The 17,699-nt window shown below is 48.3% G+C and carries 14 protein-coding genes and 1 riboswitch; of the genes, 10 read left to right on the top strand and 4 right to left on the bottom strand.

The window, feature by feature from the left end:
* Positions 1–597 precede the first annotated feature (597 nt).
* On the top strand, positions 598–4,362 hold the full coding sequence (locus tag BLW34_RS16390; RefSeq protein ID WP_218138787.1) for a PKD domain-containing protein: 3,765 nt from the start codon (positions 598–600) through the stop codon (positions 4,360–4,362).
* A 361-nt stretch (positions 4,363–4,723) separates the two neighbouring features.
* Here the strand turns inward: BLW34_RS16390 and BLW34_RS06055 are convergent, their stop codons facing one another.
* Positions 4,724–5,866: an NnrS family protein gene (locus tag BLW34_RS06055; protein WP_256203621.1), complete on the bottom strand. Its 1,143-nt coding sequence runs from the start codon at positions 5,864–5,866 to the stop codon at positions 4,724–4,726.
* 1,005 nt (positions 5,867–6,871) lie between these two features.
* Here BLW34_RS06055 and BLW34_RS06045 point away from each other — a divergent pair.
* Both BLW34_RS06045 and BLW34_RS06040 read left to right on the top strand, forming a co-directional pair.
* On the top strand, positions 6,872–7,273 hold the full coding sequence (locus tag BLW34_RS06045) for an exosortase system-associated protein, TIGR04073 family (RefSeq protein ID WP_090576957.1): 402 nt from the start codon (positions 6,872–6,874) through the stop codon (positions 7,271–7,273).
* 36 nt (positions 7,274–7,309) lie between these two features.
* Positions 7,310–8,005 carry an OmpA family protein gene (locus tag BLW34_RS06040; protein WP_218138786.1) on the top strand — a complete coding sequence of 232 codons (696 nt, stop codon included), beginning with the start codon at positions 7,310–7,312 and terminating at the stop codon, positions 8,003–8,005.
* A 526-nt stretch (positions 8,006–8,531) separates the two neighbouring features.
* On the opposite strand, the gene BLW34_RS17345 is transcribed toward BLW34_RS06040, so the two are convergent.
* From BLW34_RS17345 to BLW34_RS06025, 3 genes are all read right to left on the bottom strand, one after another.
* Positions 8,532–8,723, bottom strand: coding sequence for a DUF1883 domain-containing protein (locus BLW34_RS17345; protein ID WP_371263920.1), 192 nt, complete (start codon positions 8,721–8,723; stop codon positions 8,532–8,534).
* Between the two features lie 125 nt (positions 8,724–8,848).
* Positions 8,849–9,328 (bottom strand): hypothetical protein, encoded by a 480-nt coding sequence (locus tag BLW34_RS06030; RefSeq protein WP_090576951.1) that lies wholly within the window; start codon positions 9,326–9,328, stop codon positions 8,849–8,851.
* 85 nt (positions 9,329–9,413) lie between these two features.
* The gene (locus BLW34_RS06025; protein WP_090576948.1) at positions 9,414–9,908 is read right to left on the bottom strand and encodes a restriction endonuclease; all 495 of its coding nucleotides are present in this window, start codon (positions 9,906–9,908) and stop codon (positions 9,414–9,416) included.
* 281 nt (positions 9,909–10,189) lie between these two features.
* Positions 10,190–10,411: riboswitch (cobalamin riboswitch) on the top strand.
* A gap of 298 nt (positions 10,412–10,709) precedes the next feature.
* Here BLW34_RS06025 and btuB point away from each other — a divergent pair.
* The 7 genes from btuB to cobD all read left to right on the top strand — a co-directional run bounded on the left by btuB (position 10,710) and on the right by cobD (position 17,694).
* The gene (gene btuB / locus BLW34_RS06020) at positions 10,710–12,581 is read left to right on the top strand and encodes a TonB-dependent vitamin B12 receptor (protein ID WP_090576945.1); all 1,872 of its coding nucleotides are present in this window, start codon (positions 10,710–10,712) and stop codon (positions 12,579–12,581) included.
* Positions 12,582–12,595: 14 nt separating this feature from the next.
* Complete coding sequence (locus BLW34_RS06015; protein ID WP_090576942.1) at positions 12,596–13,177, top strand: hypothetical protein; 582 nt, start codon at positions 12,596–12,598, stop codon at positions 13,175–13,177.
* Positions 13,178–13,253: 76 nt separating this feature from the next.
* Positions 13,254–13,859 (top strand): cob(I)yrinic acid a,c-diamide adenosyltransferase, encoded by a 606-nt coding sequence (gene cobO / locus BLW34_RS06010; RefSeq protein WP_090576986.1) that lies wholly within the window; start codon positions 13,254–13,256, stop codon positions 13,857–13,859.
* Positions 13,856–15,145 carry a cobyrinic acid a,c-diamide synthase CobB gene (locus BLW34_RS06005; protein WP_090576939.1) on the top strand — a complete coding sequence of 430 codons (1,290 nt, stop codon included), beginning with the start codon at positions 13,856–13,858 and terminating at the stop codon, positions 15,143–15,145. Before cobO ends, BLW34_RS06005 begins: the two co-directional genes overlap by 4 nt.
* On the top strand, positions 15,142–15,795 hold the full coding sequence (gene bluB / locus BLW34_RS06000; RefSeq protein ID WP_090576935.1) for a 5,6-dimethylbenzimidazole synthase: 654 nt from the start codon (positions 15,142–15,144) through the stop codon (positions 15,793–15,795). Before BLW34_RS06005 ends, bluB begins: the two co-directional genes overlap by 4 nt.
* The gene (gene cbiB / locus BLW34_RS05995; protein ID WP_090576932.1) at positions 15,792–16,706 is read left to right on the top strand and encodes an adenosylcobinamide-phosphate synthase CbiB; all 915 of its coding nucleotides are present in this window, start codon (positions 15,792–15,794) and stop codon (positions 16,704–16,706) included. The genes bluB and cbiB overlap by 4 nt, the downstream gene beginning before the upstream one ends.
* Positions 16,681–17,694, top strand: a complete 1,014-nt coding sequence (cobD, locus tag BLW34_RS05990; protein ID WP_256203620.1) for a threonine-phosphate decarboxylase CobD — start codon at positions 16,681–16,683, stop codon at positions 17,692–17,694. Before cbiB ends, cobD begins: the two co-directional genes overlap by 26 nt.
* The last annotated feature ends 5 nt before the right edge of the window (positions 17,695–17,699 follow it).

Below are 17,699 nucleotides of genomic sequence, written 5' to 3'. Positions count from 1 at the left end.
GCGCTGAAAAACTTGGTATGCAACTCGTTCCCGCTCCTCAATCAACTTAAAAAATCATTCAACTAATCATGTGGATATATTGTGTTTCTTGAGAGGATTGGACTCTTCTGCCTAACGGCATCGTAGGTCAGACTGAAGATTCTATCAACCATCACTGAGGCACGTCACAGAGAATAGTACTTGTAGGCGTCAAGATCTGATCAATAAATCAGAATGACCGGTCGCTGCCATCACGCAAATTCACGATATCGGTGAGCATTGCCGTCAGTCGGTCTGCCGGTTTGATATGGTGCTTTTCCTTGGTATCGCTGTGTTTCTGAATAAATCGTGAGCATGAGTAAATTTTCTAAAGAAATTTACTCATGCTTGGTGTATTTACATGCCAAATTGAGTTTCTGAAAATATTTCACAATTAATTCATATTCTTAAGAAAATTGCTTAGTTGAAATTAAGTGTTTTACTTATATTTTTTTTGATGGGTGGCATCTAAGATGCATTTCGATCAGGCTATCGCTTGCAATCTGAGTAAGAGGGGGGGCTGAGGTTTTATAGGTACGACGATTAGCAAATAATTATTCATTACTGATGGAGGTTAAAATGTATGTTAAGAAAAGAAGGTGCATTAGTCTGAGAGGATTAGCAGTTTTTTTTATCTTCACGTTGTCAGCCATATTTTCCCCCTCGCAAATAAACCCATTCAGCCTAGCTAATACTGCCCTAGCGGCGGAGCCTGCTGCATTCAGTAGTTGGGCCAAAACCGCTAAGCTTGGTGGCGCCGCTGTATTTATAGGAATGACAGCACAAGAGATGGATCAGGTCATCTCGAATATGGTGGCCCAGAAAGTTACCGTCATCGAGGCCGACTCTGATCTTTCAAACTATTTAACTGATGCCGAATTTGAGCAGGAACTTGCTCTCATGCGAAGCTTCGCAGCCGCAGCACATGCGCAGGGTTTAAAAGTAGTCTGGTATTACCCCAGCTTAGAAGTGATTACGGTCAACGGCAAGAATATTGAACAAACCATGGCCAGGGAACATCCGGATTGGGTACAAATCGGTTTGGGTGGGATACCTAATGTTTTTTATGGTGGCAGCGGTCAAGTTTTCTGGGTTGCCGCGAATGATGAAAGTGCCTGGATGTCACCCAGCTCACCCGGCTATCGAAGCTATTTCTTCGAGCGTGTGCGCAAGATAGCTGCAACCGGCATCGATGGACTCTGGGTTGATGTCCCCATATACGCCGATTTTGGCCCGACTAAGTGGAGCGACTTTAATCCTGATGCCGTGGCCAAGTTCGAAGTGGACACGGGTTTTACTATACCAGTGGCTGAGGATTGGAATGATCCTGGCTGGCGCCGTTGGATTGCCTGGCGTCATGAGGAGCTTGCTCGATTCCTGCGCGATGTGACAGCAGCGGCCCGTTCAGTAAACCCTGAATTTCCTATTTTTGCCGAAACACTTCCTACCGACTATAACGGTGCGACAATATATGGTCTGGACGGTAGTTATCTCAAACATATAGAGGGGCTGACCCATGTTTGGGAAGTGGACACGATGAGTAATAATGTCGGCATGCGCAACGCGCTTGAGGATGATTGGATCTCTTTTATTTCGGCATATAAGTATACCCGTGCAGCTTCGGGCAAGAAGCCATCATGGGTATTCAGCTATGGCAAGCAGGCCGATGATGCAGAATTGGTGATGGCTCAAGCGTTGTCAACTGGGAACAATCCTTATGAATTACAGATACCAGAGATGACGACGACCGTAGGCGTCGATTTCCGAACCCGCATGTTCGACTGGGCTCGGCAGAACACGCCCTATTTGTTTGAGGCTCAAACTGCCGCACGGGTTGCGGTTCTTTACTCGTCTCCAAGCCGGGACTATGTGGATCAGGCTCAGGGACTGGGAATGTTTGTTACCTGGCAAGATGGCGGTGACTCGCTCTGGTGGGCCGCAGACCCGAAAGACAGCGCATACGAGCGGCAGTATCTGGCCGAATTCCGCGGTGTGGTTAAAATGCTGGTGCATCAACATATTCCTTTTGAGAGTGTCGTCAATCCGGCTGATTCAGCAGAATTATTACCCTATGAGACAGTGATTTTGCCGGGTGTTCAAGCGATTTCTGATAGCGAAGCGGCTATCCTGCGGCAGTATGTCCAGAACGGCGGAAAGCTGATTATTACCGGTGCCAATCCCACCGGCCTGGATCAGTATGGGACGGCGCGTGCTGAATACGCGCTGGCTGATCTGCTGGGGTTTAGCAAGGGCGGCCCGCTTCCTGCTGAGAAGCAAAACACGTTTGGTGCGGGTAGCGTACTTTTCTATTCCGCAACATTGGGCAAAAACTATTTTGTTTCCAACGATGCATCAGCACTTCAGAAATTATCGGGCGCCATTCAGGCAACCAGTACGATTCCCTTGACAACCAATGCTGACCGCCGCGTTCATTTCGAGTTGTCTCAGCTTGGCAATCAGACGATTCTGCAATTTGTGAATTTTATTGGTGTCGATGGCTCTTTTACATCAGTACCAACCACTTTTTCAGTAAATCTCAAGATTCCAGATGGCAAGCAAGTAACTGGTGTAGCCGTAACTGCGCCAGACTTACTTAGTATGCTTACATTGAATCCCTTGGATTTTACAACGTCAAATCAGCAAGTCAGCTTTAATGTAGCGTTAAACCGATATGCGTTAGTGGTTGTCAGTTATAGTGATGGAAGCAGTGGGGGAGGAACGCCAACTAACAATCCTCCAGTTGCAGCGTTCAGCACGGCGTGCACCGACCTAACGTGCAATTTTACTGATACTAGTTCGGATAGCGATGGTTCTATTGTTGCCTGGAGCTGGGACTTTGGCGACGGCACCACTTCTTCCCAGCAGAGCCCCAGCCACACTTTTGCTGCTGGCGGCACTTATCCGGTAGCTCTTACTGTCACTGACAACAATGGTGCCAGCACAACTAGCTCGCAGAATCACACAGTGAGGCCGGCAATTTGTAATTCTCTTCCTACCAACTCGCCAGAATACATTCAAATGTGTGGCATTTGCCCGCCTGCATCTTATCCAATATGCGGTAATGTCGACAATCCGCCACCGCCGAATCCAACGCCTGCTGCTCCTGTGATCTATTATCCCAAAAATGTGACCGTTACCACAGGGATGTATGATTGGGGGACTATGGAAAGCTTTAAGGCGGTGGACAATAACACCTACGACATCCTGAGCGCTGCAGCATCAGGTGGTCAGGGAATCGATTGGTATGCGACGACGACGATCTCAGAATCTCCTGGTAGCGTCGTGCAGATTAAAGTGACGCATAGTGGTCAATACAGCCAAGCCGGCGTAAGCCAAAGCTTTTATGTATACAATTTTCAGGATCAGGTCTGGGAACTTGCCAATACCTCTACTGTTGGCAATGAAGAGGACGTACCCGTATCTTGGGTAATCGACGCTGGAGTATCCAAATATATCTCCGCACAAGGCGAGCTTCGGGTCCGCTTATCAGGCTTTAAGGCAGCGAGCAGTTTTTATAGCTGGTCGAGTGCGTTATCTTGGGAAGTATCGCAAGCCGCTGGCGGTGGGGGGGGAAGTAGTGGAGGAGGAACGCCAGTTAACAATTCCCCTGTTGCCGCGTTTAGCGTGGGGTGTACCGGTTTGACGTGCAATTTTACCGATGGAAGCTCGGATAGTGATGGTTCCATTACCGGTTGGAATTGGAACTTTGGGAGTGGCGCTACTTCCTCACAGCAGAACCCCAGTTACACCTATGCTGCTGCCGGCACTTACCCGGTAACGCTCACTGTTACTGATAATAATGGTACTAGCGCCACTAGCTCACAGAATGTCACTGTTAGCAACCCGCCACCGGCGAACCCAACGCCTGCTGCCCCTGTGATCTATTATCCCAAGAATGTGACCGTTACCACAGGAGCCTATGATTGGGGAACTATGGAAAGCTTTAAGGTGGTGGACAATGATACCTACGATATCTTGACCGCTGCAGCATCAGGTGGTCAGGGAATCGATTGGTATGCGACGACAACGATCTCGGAATCTCCTGGTAATGTCGCGCAGATTAAAGTAACTCATAGTGGGCAATATAGCCAAGCTGGCGTAAGCCAAAGCTTTTATGTGTACAATTTTCAAGGCCAAGTCTGGGAACTTGTCAATACCTCTACCGTTGGCAATGAAGAGGACGTATCCGTATCTTGGGTAATCAATGCCGATGTATCTAAATATATTTCCGCACAAGGGGAGCTTCGGGTTCGCTTATCAGGCTTTAAGGCAGCGAGCAGTTTTTATAGCTGGTCGAATGCGCTTTCTTGGGAAGTATCGCAAGCTGCTGGAAGTGGTGGATGAGAAGCCCCAGCTAGCAACCTTCCTGTTGCTGCATTGAGCGCGGGGTGTACCGGTTTGACGTGCAACTTTACTGATGGAAGCTCGGATAGCGAGGGTTCCATCAGTGGCTGGAATTGGGGCTTTGAAGGTGGCGCTTCGCAGCAGAGTCCCAGTGGCAGCTATGCGGCTGCCGGTACTTAAACAGTGAGCTTCACTGGAACGGATAACACTGATGCCAGTGCTTATTTGCAAAAATTAGACTGATTATATTTGAGGATATTCGCGTTAATTCTGAAAATATTGATCGAATTAATGCAATCAAGCATTGGCATTGACTGCTGCATTTGCATAGACCGACTCGTACACTGAAATTTGGGCACACCTATGTGGATTTGCGACGTGGCGTGTTAATTAGGCAATCCAGCAAAACAAATAGAACAGACAGAAAGCTCGCGCTCCAGGCTACTGCGGCTGCAGCCAATAACATTTCTCGATGTGTACTAAAATCCGCGCCAATGCGTGTAATTGCGGCAACGGTCATGATCCCGGTCATCGCTACGATCTGCGGTATCCGTGAAGGATATTGCTTCACATGCAGCAGTGTCACACGAACGATAACATTTGCAGAGAGTGTGCCTAATGCACCCACCGTGATCGCATGAACCGCCGTGCTAAAATAATCGCCCCCATTCAGCTTTACCCAACCCAGCAGCACGAGTCCCAGCGCCAACCAACCGTAGCCCACCCCAAGACAGATTAGATCAGGCCGCGCCAGGCAATGCCACAATTGCCAGCGAATCAGACGAATACCCGCCAAAGCCCCACTCATGATCAGTAAAAAGCCTGATGCTGAAGCCGCTATCGGAGCAAGCACGAAAGCCGCTGTGACCGTCACAATCAACCCGGCTTCGATACGCGGCTGAACCCTTGCTTCAAGCTCCATGCCTTGGCGATAAAATTCTCCGGCCACGGCAGGCGCCAGCATGCGCCCCCCCATGAACAGCATTAGCAAGGCGAATAATTGCACGCTTTCATCCAGCAAATAGCGATGTAAGCCGTGATGGCCAAGCTGGTCAATCCAGGCGATGACAATCGTAATCGCACAAATCAGACCGAGTAATGGCACCAACATACGATTACGCCATTTCTTCGCAACCCACAGACGAGGGAGTAAATGCCAGGCAAGCAGTGTGACAAACATTGCATTACTGATCAAAGTTAGCCAATTGGCTAAGGCGATCAATCCCATTACCCGTGCCAGCAGCCAAAAAAACAGGAAAAAAGCTAATCGTCGTGCAGGCATGGGGCCCAGCAGATAGCCGGCGATCAAAGCCAAGGCGAAACCAAACAGCATTTCAAAAGCGTGGCCGGTTGGCGCAGCCAGTGCCTCTGGCCCATAGCCATGCCTGGCCAGCATGGCCAATGGCACCATCAGGATGGCATACACACATGCTGCCATAAAGAACCATTGATGGGCGTAGGCTTTGGTCTCATTCGGTAGCCACGGTAAAAATGTATTTTTCAATTGGGTATCACCTCTAGTAGTAATTAGAGTCAGAGAGTAATTGGAGTCGGAGTGAAATAAAATATGCTCTAATTATCGGACCTTTAATAAGGATATTATGAGTAACGTGGCGCGATTAACACTGGTATCACCTATAGGAGTTCCGCAGCATATCATCCAGAGAGGCAATAATCGTCAAGTCTGTTTTGCCTCAGATGAAGATATGTTGGCGCATCTCGGATGGTTGGAAGAATAGGCAAAAAAGTATGAAGTTTCTATTCATGCCGGGGTATTAATGACAAATCATGTCCATTTACTTTGCTTGTGTAGACTGGATACTATACTCATCACACTTCAAAATTCGGTTTTTATTATCCCTAATCCAGCCTTCTCCCAGCGGGAGAAGGTATAGCTGCCTAATTTTGAAGTGCGATGAGTATATTTGCTGGGATTGTATCGTTATGTCGAGTTAAATCCAGTTCGAGCTGGTATGGTTTCAGATCCAGCCGATCATAGTTGGCCTAGTGATTAATGTCATGCACTGGGTATGCAAAGTAATTTATTGTCTGCTCATGAGATTTATTTAAAGCAGACAGAAAGAGATAAGGCATTGCATTAACAGGGGTTTGTCGGTTAGTCATGAGCGTTTTAAACAACAGATTGAAATGCGAACAGGGCAGAGGGTTTTAGCAAAAAGAAGAGGAAGACCTAAGATCAATAAATATGAGGTGAAAATGCATTCAAACTTTGGATTTATTGCATAATTTGAGTCCTAAAAAAGGATTTTCTGATCGATTCTCAGTAATAATTTCCCTACGTGTTTGCACGTATATATTTAGTGGGCATATTTCGATAATCTGATGAAGCATTAGAACTTGACAAAAAAGGGCGTTTATATCACGTACAACGCACTGATTTGTAGATGTGTTTTATCAAGGTAAGAATCTGGAGTGGGATCTGCGCGTTTTTTCATGCCTGTGTGTATGGTCTCGCCTGGTATCAAATCTGAAAAACAAGGAGCTCATCATGAGTAAAGATAAAATTCTTGCCACCTGCGTTCTAACCTGTTCACTGATGATGGCAACAACAGCCCAGGCAGAAGACTATATGACCGGTTTTACCAACAAACTAAGCCAAGGTCTGGCTAATATGGTCTTCGGGCTCGGTGAAATCCCGAAAAATATCATCAATATTTCCTATGAACAAAACATACTTGTAGGCTTGACTTGGGGCTTGGTTCGAGGAGTTGCACATGGCGTGAGCCGAACGTTGGTTGGTGGTGCTGAGTTTTTGACTTCGCCGATTCCAACTAACGAGTTTGCCGCGCCAGCCTATGTCTGGGATCGTTTTAGTGAAGATAGCCGCTATTTTGGTTTGAATTATCCCGGCTATTGGACTATTTACGGTCCATTGGATAATGGCGAGTAAGCCTGTTTCGACTAATTCAGTCACGAGGATATCATCATGAATAAATATATTTACCTCCCGCTTGCGGCTTTAGTACTCTTCCTGACAGCTTGTGCCACGCCTAAAATGGACACCGCGGATTTGAAAGCTGAGATTGATGCGGCCAGATCTGGTCACTATGGTCAAGCCATGTTACATGAGGAGATGTCTGAAAAAGATCTGGAAGTAGCCAATAATGTCCTGGGTCATCTTGAGAAGGGTCACTACTGGAACATCGATGAGAAACAAAAGGCTTTGGATGCCGCTAGATCAGCTGCACACCATCGTTTGGAATCTGAGAAAGAGATGTGCAAATGGCTGACAGAAGTGCATAGTCAGAACCTTCATGAAGCGAGAGCGAGCGAGATTCATCATTCAGTTGCCTACTTTAATAGCGGTAGTGCTGTACCGTTTAAAACCAAAGATGAAACCATTAACAGAGTGGGGCGTTGGTTAAAAGCGCATCCCCATGTGACTGCAACGGTTACTGCATTGGCGGACACTATTGGTAAACCAGATTACAACCTGGAGTTATCAGAAAAAAGAGCCAATGCGGTGATACAACGCTTGGTGGCGAGTGGCGCTAGTCCCGACCAATTAGTTGTCAAGGCGATGGGTGAAGCCGCTGGCTCTGACAATATGCCAAATCAGGAAAATCGTGTGGTGATTATCACCGCACATCATGATTACGTCGATTGCCCTGATATCAAATAGGACTTGATGACTCAACTCACTTAATTAAGGTCAAATACCGCCGTGAAGCTGGTGGTATTTGACTTTTAGAAATTCAGCGAGTGTCAATGGTAAGGGTAAGGCCTGATCCCAATGCTCTTAATTTCTAACAATTAAAACAGCACCTGTACCAATAACGCTACCGCTATACTCAAAGAATAACATATGGCAACAAACTTTCCTTTTTTCATATCGTCCTCCCTCAGTAACTAAAACATTACATATAACAAAGTACAAAATTGTTAATTATTTGTGATTTTTATGTTAATTATTTGTGATGTATTTGTAAATTTTTTGTAAAGTTAATGAAAAAGCATTTTCTTGTCAATTAGAATTTTTCAAGAGGAAATTTCCAGGTTGATTGAAGTGCCTAAGCAAAAGCAGCTTAAGTAAAAGCTATACGAAGCCGATATCTTTTTTCGCGTGCGCAGTTAATGGTCTATTTCTAGAGAAAAACAATGTTTCCGCCACATTTCATCTCCAGTCTCCAGCACCGGAGCGGGGGTGATCACGAACGAGGCGTGGTATCGAAGAAAGTGGTGCCTCGCGTATGACCGGAAGACGGGATTTGGAACCGGACGCGAGATCTCGTCGCCAACCCTCCGATACACCGATGCGGCCGCCCGTTCTTATAACTTGAAAAGTCAGAGCTGTTCATCAGGCATACATTCGCACCACTCGTGAGCGTCACCTCGACGATTTCTCCTCGTAGGCAAATGCCAAGTTAAGCGGCAAAACGGAGGCCGTAGACCGCAGTGGTTTAAAGCGGGGCACAAAATTTGCGAAGCAAATGCCCCGCTTTAAATTGTCCGTTTGAACGTATGGTTAGGGCGTTTGTGCCGCTGCCAAGCATAGAGGCATCAACACACCAATAATTCTTTCTGTCATTACAAACAGAACCTCTAAATCAGGCAGCGAGCTTCTTTTCTCAACAATGTTTTGAATGTCAAAGTATTCAAAGCCCTTTCGGTTATACCATTTATTAGCTTTCTCGATTTCACCTGCTTCTACTTCGGATAACACGACGACCGAGTTGAGCCCCATTTCTTTTGACTTTCGTAGGATTCTGTGGAGGTTATGCTTAAAGTCTAATTTAAGGTTCTTAGTCGGCTCACCTTTCATCGAAAGGTACGACTTTAGTGCTAACTCAAGAGAATGACATACCAAATAATATTTAGCCGGACAGAATGGCGCAACCGGCTCAAAGCTTTTATATGCGCTCAGAAAATTTTCAGCGTAAACAATGAAACCGACCGGGCTCATATTTATATGAGCTATCTTTGTTTTAATAACGATGTTCGTCATAGTTACCCTTGGGCCCTAACGTGTAAGCTCAGGGGTGCGGAGCCGGCCTGTCGGCGTAGCATCCCTCTGGAGTGTAGGGTTAGACCTAGTATTCTCGTCTATCGACAACATTTCCATCCTTGTCTCGAACCTCAATCAGCAGGTGTTCTGTTATGTGCACGGTCTCCGAGATTCCAATGTGAATCTGATTGAGAAAGCTCAACATATAGTCGGTCGTTGTTGAATCCTGATTCAGTACCACTTCTACGATGTTGGCTTTGGCGGCGACTTTTTTCGCTCCCTCTTGTAATCCAAGAGGGGAAACCAGTATGCCTCCGTCAGCACCGACATCTTGAATTGTCCAAGCGAGAGAGCCGGTGATCGCTTGGCTGATACCGCTTTTGGTATGCCTCTTACATTCGACAACGATTACTCGGCCACCGCCTTCCGCGCAGCCCTTCGCATCGATCTCCCACTCAGTTCCGCTCTTACCAGCGACGATTTGCTTCCCCTCGAACCGACCGACCCCGAAATGTTCAGAAAGTTGATTAAGAAGATATGCGGCGACTTCTTCATAGGTTTGCCATCGTTTTTCGGGCATCCGATTTTCTTTGGTCTAACTAGAATTAGGTCTCCGAAATGACGCAATATATTACGTCATAAATGACATCTAACACGGCAAGCTGCATGCTATCTCCTTATGTTTTATAGAATTGCGTCGATTTAGCTTTCATCATAACAAACTTTGTTAGCTCCACAAATATGATGAATAGATCACAGTTTTTGGACCGGGTATATGACAAATTCAGGCTCGAATGACAAGTTCACCAGACTGCCCTCTGCCCGTAAAACTTGACACTGATTTTTTAATTCTGTAGTCTGCGCGCCTCTTACTTCAGGTGCCTTCAAGGTTTTTTTTACCTTGAAGGTTAAACGGGAAGTTGGTGCGCTCTGATATGATTCAGGCAATGCCAGCACTGCCCCCGCAACGGTAAATGGGTTAGCGATCTGTATTGTGCCACTGTGCGATGACATGGGAAGGCGCAGATCTGGAATGAATTCCGCTCATGAGTCCGGAGACCGGCCTGAAGTTAAATACTTTGGTATTGCGGAGGGCAATAACCGGCATTCGGATCGGCTTTCATTAACCCGAATATTTCATAAATTGGCACGTGCCCTCACTTGTCTTTTGATTAATAAGAAAGATTTTGCTCAGTCGGGTGTATGAATCACTACACCCCTCTTTCTCAAAACTTCCCTATTAATCAAAATCCTGCGTGATCATGACGCGAATTTATGAAATATTCGGGTTAAAGCTGATCTGCTTGTCTATTACTGAATTCCTCTGCAAGACGGACCTGTTAACCTGACAACGCGCGGGTGTGCGCGGAGGAATGAAATCATGCAAAAATGCCGGCTATCGGCAATGGCTGGGCTATGGCTTGGCGCAGCTACGACTGTATTGGCTGACAATACAGATCATCAAGAAAAGCCTATTATCGTTACAGCAACACGCACTGCACAGACAGTCGATGCATCGCTCGCTTCGGTGACAGTGATTTCGCGCAAGGATATAGAACGCCAGCAGGCAAGATCAGTCGAGGATTTGTTCCGCGGTGTGCCGGGTATCAACATCACCAATAATGGTGGGCCCGGAAAAAATACTTCAGTATTTATGCGTGGCACTGAATCCGATCATGTCCTGGTATTGATTGATGGCATCAAGGTAGGATCGGCCACATCGGGCACGACTGCATTCGAGAATATTCCCATTGAACAGATTGAACGCATTGAAATTGTGCGCGGCCCGCGTTCCAGCCTCTATGGTTCCGAAGCAATCGGTGGCGTGATCCAGATTTTTACCCGCAAGGGGGATGGCGCTGATATTAAGCCGAATTTTAGTTTTGGTGGGGGTAGCTACGGTACGCTGAATGGTTCGGTTGGACTTTCCGGCGGAAGTAAGCAGGGCTGGTTTAATCTGATGGTAAGCGGTATCGGCACAAGCGGTTTTAATGCCTGTACTGGCTCGAGTGGCGCGGGTTGTGGTACCAAAGAACCAGACACGGACAGGGATGGGTACCAGAATATATCCGGTTCTGCTCGTGCAGGTTATCGTTTCCAGAACGGATTGGAAATCGATGCCAATTTCCTACAATCTGATGGAAAAGCCGAATTCGATGAATCTAAGTTTGATGAAACTCCTGTAAGTAAGTTTAATAAAACTAAAATGGTTCAGCAGGTCTTCGGTGGCACCGTGCGTTACTCGCCTTTTGATATCTGGCAGATCAACTTGATCGGTGGCCATAGTCGAGAAGATTCCAAAAATTTCATTGACGATGTTCCTTCAAGCCCTTTTAGCAAGTTCAACACTCAGCGCAATACCATTTCCTTACTGAATAATTTATCTTTTGGCAAAAACCAGCTTCTGACAGTAGGTACGGATTATCAGCATGATCATGTCAACAGCACAGATGCATACGCTGTGACCTCGCGTAGCAATTGGGGCGTGTTTGCCCAGCATCAGGCGACTCTTGCCGCACATAACCTGCAGTTATCGCTGCGGCATGATGATAATCAGCAATTTGGCAGCCGGGTCACGGGAGGAGCTGGATGGGGTTATGCCATCACCGACAAAATACGTCTGATGGCCAGTTTTGGCAGTGCGTTTAAAGCGCCTACCTTTAATGAGCTTTATTTTCCGGGCTTTGGCAATGCCCATCTGCGCCCGGAAGAGTCACGCAGTTTTGAATTTGGCGCACGCGGCAACGCTGACTGGGGCAACTGGGCATTGAATGTGTATGAAACCCGCATTGATGACTTGATTGCGTTTGACGCCAGCATCCGTGCACCGGCTAATATCAATCAGGCGCGTATCCGTGGACTGGAAGCTGTTCTCAGCACCCAGATTAAAGGCTGGCAATTAAATGGCAATCTCACTTTTCTGGATCCGGAAAATCGTTCTTCTGGGCTCAATAAGGGTAATATATTGCCCAGACGGGCAGAACAGTCATTTCGCCTGGATATCGATCGCCAATTTGGTCGATACAGGTTGGGCGCCATGTTTCTTGCTGAAGGCGAACGCTTTGATGATTTGAGCAATAGGCGCAAGCTTGACAGCTATGTGAAATTCGATCTGCGCGCTGAATATTTACTGAGCAAACACTGGCGTCTACTGGGACGTATCGAGAATCTGTTTAACGAACACTATGAAACAGCAGCATTTTTCAATCAGCCGGGGCGTAATTTCTTCGCTACCTTACGTTATCAACCTTAACAAGGAGTCACTAAATGTTCATTTTATCCACTCGCAATCAAATGGGTATCGGTCTCGCGCTGGTATTGCTGATGATGATCACGCGCGGTCATCATTTTGCATCATTGCATAGTCTGCCGGGTGCTTCCTGGGCAGTCTTCTTTCTGGCCGGTGTTTATTTGCGTTCAGCCTGGCCATTACTGGGCTTTCTGGCGCTCAGCTGGGGACTTGATTTTGCAGCTTATACCTGGGGCGGCACCAGCGGTTTCTGTCTGACGCCAGCCTATGTATTTTTATTACCTGCTTATACTTCATTATGGCTGGCTGGCCGCTGGTATGCCAATCAGCATCGATTTACATGGCGCACGTTGATGCCGCTTTCTCTCAGTATGATAGCGGGTTTAACGCTGTGCGAATTATTTTCCAGTGGCGGCTTTTATTTCTTCTCTGGCCGCTTTGAAGATACTACATGGGTCGAATTCGGTGAGCGACTGATCACCTTTTTCCCGATGTATATCGAATCATTCCTGTTTTATGCGGGTATTGCGATAATCACACACGCAGCCTTTGCATTGATACGTCAGCAATTCAATCCACACAACACCACAACGGGATAACCAAATGGTCGATTCCGAACACGATCGCGAGACCGAATCTTCGTGTCATTGCATCAAACCACAACCAGATAATGAAATGGCAGATTCCGAGCGTGCAGAGCGCCACCGTGGGCGCATGCAGCGCAAGAAAGAAGTCATTGATGCCGCCATTGCGCGCGCGGATCAGGAAAAAGGCTTATTGCTGGTTCTTACCGGTAATGGTAAAGGCAAATCCAGTTCGGCATTTGGCATGATTGCACGCGCCCTGGGGCATGGTATGCGGGTGGGTGTCGCGCAATTCATCAAGGGTCGCTCAGATACCGGCGAAGAAGCTTTTTTCCGGCGCCAGGAAAATGTGATCTGGTATGTTCTGGGAGAAGGTTTTACCTGGGATACGCAGGATTTGGCGCGGGATACCGAAACGGCGCAACGCGGCTGGGCCATTGTGCGTGAGATGCTGTGCGATCCGACACTGGATGTGATTGTTCTTGACGAACTGACCTATCCGATTAAATTTGGCTGGCTGGATTTAACCACGGTTTTGAATGACTTGAAGAATCGTCCGGCCATGCAGCATGTGGTTATTACCGGACGTGCCGCTCCCGAAGCGCTTTGTGAGGCAGCCGATACGGTAACCGAAATGCGTGACATCAAGCATGCTTTTCGGGCCGGTATTCAGGCGCAAAAAGGGATTGATTTGTGAAACAGTGCCCAGCACTACTCGTTGCGGCTCCAGCATCAGGACAAGGTAAAACAACAATTACTGCTGCACTCGCCCGGTTTCATCGAAATCAAGGGCGAGAGGTTCGTGTATTCAAGGCTGGTCCGGATTTTCTTGATCCCATGATTCTGGAGCAAGCATCCGGCCATCCAGTTTATCAACTGGATTTGTGGATGGGGGGTCAATCACATTGCCAGCAACTTTTATATCAGGCTGCTGCTACTGCAGATCTGATTCTAATCGAGGGCGTCATGGGGCTTTTCGATGGCGAGCCATCCAGTGCTGATCTTTCTGTGGCATTTGGCATTCCAGTGTTAGCAGTAATTGACGCTACTGCGATGGCTCAAACTTTTGGTGCTGTGGCACACGGGCTGGCAACCTTCCGCCCAGCATGCAAAGTTATCGGTGTATTGGCTAATCAAGTTGCAAGCGCTATTCACGAAGAAATGCTCAAAGAGAGCATGCCCAAATATCTGCCGTGGCTTGGCTCACTCCCACGCCATATAAATGGAAAACTACCCAGTCGACACCTGGGGCTAGTACAGGCAAACCAAATCAATTATTTGGATCAATATCTGGAGCAGTTAGCTGAAAACTTAGCTCTGACCGGCTTACACAAGCTGCCGCCTGCTATCACCTTTAAGGCACCTGACAATTTGCCCACTATAACGCCAAAGCTCAAAGGAATGCGTATTGCAGTCGCTACCGATGCCGCTTTTAGTTTTGTTTATCAGGCTAATCTGGATCTGCTACAAGCCATGGGCGCGCAACTGAAATTTTTCTCACCGCTTGACGATACTTCGCTACCTGAAGCAGATAGCCTTTATCTGCCTGGCGGTTATCCTGAGCTACATATGGAAAAACTTGCGGCCAATCTCAGCGTACACAAAGCCATTCATGCCCATTATGCGGCTGGTAAACCTATTGTTGCTGAATGTGGCGGCATGCTCTATTTGCTTTCAACACTCACGGATCATCATGGGAAAACAGTTGATTTTCTAAACCTGTTTTCAGGCAAAGCAACGATGCAGCGAAATCTGGTTAATTTAGGCCTGCATTCTGCCAGATTCCCACAAGGAGAGTTACGCGGTCATACCTTTCACCATTCACTTTTGGAAACGGCCGTTCAACCATCAGCATTGACACAACCCACAAGAAAAGGGCTCCGGCCTGAAGCACTATTTCACTTGGGACGTTTAACGGCTTCCTATATGCACTGGTACATGCCTTCAAACCCAACTGTAACGGCTGCCTTATTTTCACCATGAACCTACATGCCTTCGACGAATTAGAACGGGATGCCGTCTACCGGGTGATTGCCGAGCGTCGCGACATGCGCCATTTTCTCCCTGATCCAGTTGATCCGATGGTGTTCAAACGTTTGCTCGCTGCCGCACATCAAGCGCCCAGTGTGGGCTTGATGCAGCCATGGCGTTTTATTCGTATTACGGATATCCGGCTGCGCAGTGCCCTGGCCTCCCTGGTAGAAGAAGAGCGTATTCGTACAGCCGGTGCGCTGGCTGAGCGGGGCGAAGAGTTCATGCGCCTGAAAGTAGACGGCATTCGCGAATGCGGAGAACTTCTTGTAGCCGCCTTGGGTGACCAGCGTGAACAGCATATCTTTGGCCGGCGCACCCTGCCGGAAATGGATCTGGCTTCGGTTGCGTGCGCCATTCAAAATTTATGGTTGGCTGCGCGTGCCGAGGGGTTGGGCATGGGCTGGGTTTCATTATTTGATCCGGTACAACTTGCCCAATTATTGCATATGCCGGCGGGCAGTAAACCTGTCGCTATTTTATGCCTGGGTCATGTGGCAGCATTCTATCCCGCCCCGATGTTAAAACTGGCAGGCTGGGCAGATGAGCGTCCATTGGACGAATTGGTATTCCACAACACTTGGGGCGGCAGCGAAACATGAACATCACCCTGGTTGTTCTGACTGCATTGCTCATGGATGCATGGCTGGGTGAGCCGCGCCGCTTTCACCCACTGGTTGGCTTTGGGAAACTGGCCGAATTGACTGAGCGCGCTATTTACGCAGATTCCAGGCTGCACGGTAGCCTGGCCGTCCTGCTGATGGTTGCTCCATTGATTTTGCTGACGACCTGTATCAATTTTATCTCCTGGCATGTTGCCATTGACGTTTTAGTGTTATATCTGGCAATTGGCTGGAATAGCCTGGGCATGCACGCCAGCAAGGTAAAGCATGCATTGCTGGCAGATAATCTGGCGGCAGCACGCCATCAGGTGAGTTTGATGGTGAGCCGCGATACCGCTGAGCTGGATCGTGCCGGCATCACGCAAGGAACCATTGAGTCCGTTTTGGAAAATGGCAATGATGCCATTTTGGGTGCCATTTTCTGGTTTGTCGTTGCAGGCGCGCCTGGCGCCATCGCCTATCGCCTGGTCAATACCTTGGATGCCATGTGGGGCTATCGTAATGAGCGCTACCGCCATTTTGGCTGGGCGGCAGCACGGCTGGATGATTGTTTGAACTTTATCCCGGCGCGGCTGACTGCACTCAGCTATGCGCTCACTGGTGAAGTACGTCAAGCCTTGGCATGCTGGCGAACGCAAGGAGCCATCTGGAAAAGCCCCAATGCAGGGCCAGTCATGGCAGCGGGTGCAGGCAGTCTAAGCCTTTCACTCGGTGGACCAGCTTGTTATCACAGCAAACTGGAATTCCGCCCGTTATTAGGAACAGGGCATGTACCCGGAATCGACGACATTGATCGCGCTTTAAATTTGATTAAACGCTCGCTGTTACTCTGGCTGGTTATTATCTGCTCAGGAGAAGGGTTCATTGGATACATTGCATCATCAGCTTAGTCAACCAGGCTCCTTGCATCACGGTGGCCGCCTACGGGCGGCAGCAACGCGCTTTGCGATTCCGCTGGAGAACTGGCTCGATCTTTCCACCGGCATCAATTCAAATGGCTGGCCTGTCAGAACACCGCCCGCATCCACCTGGGTGCGACTGCCTGAGGAGGAGGATGAGCTGAACGCGACTGCCTGCCGCTATTATGGAACCGATTTTCTCTTGCCGGTCGCAGGTTCACAAGCGGCTATTCAGGCATTGCCACAACTGCGAGCGCCTTCCCGTGTCAGCGTGTTGAATCCCGGCTATGCCGAGCATGCGCACGCATGGAAACGTCACCACCATACGGTCTCTGCTGTTACCCCTGAGCAAATAGATGCCGCGTTGCTAGATACCGATGTGCTGATCATTATTCATCCCAATAATCCCACAGGCGACGTATTTCCCATCTCCCGGCTACTCGACTGGCATGCGCAACTTACCGGACGTGGTGGCTGGCTAATTGTGGATGAAGCATTTATGGACGCCACACCTGAATTGAGCATTGCCGCCTACACATCGAGACCGGGTTTGATTGTACTGCGTTCTTTAGGCAAATTCTTTGGGCTGGCTGGCGCACGCGTCGGGTTTGTCTGCGCCCACCCAAAATTACTGGTAGCGCTGAATAACCTGCTTGGCCCCTGGGCGGTCAATGCGCCGGCACGCTGGATAGCCATACAAGCGCTGCAGGATTATGATTGGCAGGGGAAAGCTCGTCAGCGTTTGCTGCAGGACAGTCAACGCTTCCATGCATTGCTGAGTCAGCATCATCTCCCACCCGATGGTGGTACTGCCTTTTTTCAATGGGTGTGTTCAGCAGAAGCTCATTATGTATTTGAAAAACTGGCGCTTCAGGGTATCCTGACCCGATTTTTCAGTGATCCAGGCAGCCTGCGATTGGGCTTGCCCGCTACTGAAGCGGAATGGCAGCGGCTAGACAGGGCGCTGGCTCGAATTTAACGGAA

Source organism: Nitrosomonas sp. Nm58 (genome assembly GCF_900107335.1).
In the GTDB taxonomy this organism is placed as follows: Bacteria; Pseudomonadota; Gammaproteobacteria; order Burkholderiales; family Nitrosomonadaceae; genus Nitrosomonas.
This window is presented reverse-complemented; position numbering and strand designations above follow the sequence as displayed.

Bases quoted from the DNA above. Each gene is read 5' to 3' on its own strand.
- BLW34_RS06040 (WP_218138786.1), top strand. From the start codon at position 7,310: ATGAATAAATATATTTACCTCCCGCTTGCGGCTTTAGTACTCTTCCTG.
- bluB (WP_090576935.1), top strand. From the start codon at position 15,142: ATGAACCTACATGCCTTCGACGAATTAGAACGGGATGCCGTCTACCGG.
- BLW34_RS06015 (WP_090576942.1), top strand. From the start codon at position 12,596: ATGTTCATTTTATCCACTCGCAATCAAATGGGTATCGGTCTCGCGCTG.
- BLW34_RS16390 (WP_218138787.1), top strand. From the start codon at position 598: ATGTATGTTAAGAAAAGAAGGTGCATTAGTCTGAGAGGATTAGCAGTT.
- BLW34_RS06030 (WP_090576951.1), bottom strand. From the start codon at position 9,328: ATGACGAACATCGTTATTAAAACAAAGATAGCTCATATAAATATGAGC.
- BLW34_RS06025 (WP_090576948.1), bottom strand. From the start codon at position 9,908: ATGCCCGAAAAACGATGGCAAACCTATGAAGAAGTCGCCGCATATCTT.
- cobO (WP_090576986.1), top strand. From the start codon at position 13,254: ATGGCAGATTCCGAGCGTGCAGAGCGCCACCGTGGGCGCATGCAGCGC.
- cbiB (WP_090576932.1), top strand. From the start codon at position 15,792: ATGAACATCACCCTGGTTGTTCTGACTGCATTGCTCATGGATGCATGG.
- btuB (WP_090576945.1), top strand. From the start codon at position 10,710: ATGCAAAAATGCCGGCTATCGGCAATGGCTGGGCTATGGCTTGGCGCA.
- BLW34_RS06045 (WP_090576957.1), top strand. From the start codon at position 6,872: ATGAGTAAAGATAAAATTCTTGCCACCTGCGTTCTAACCTGTTCACTG.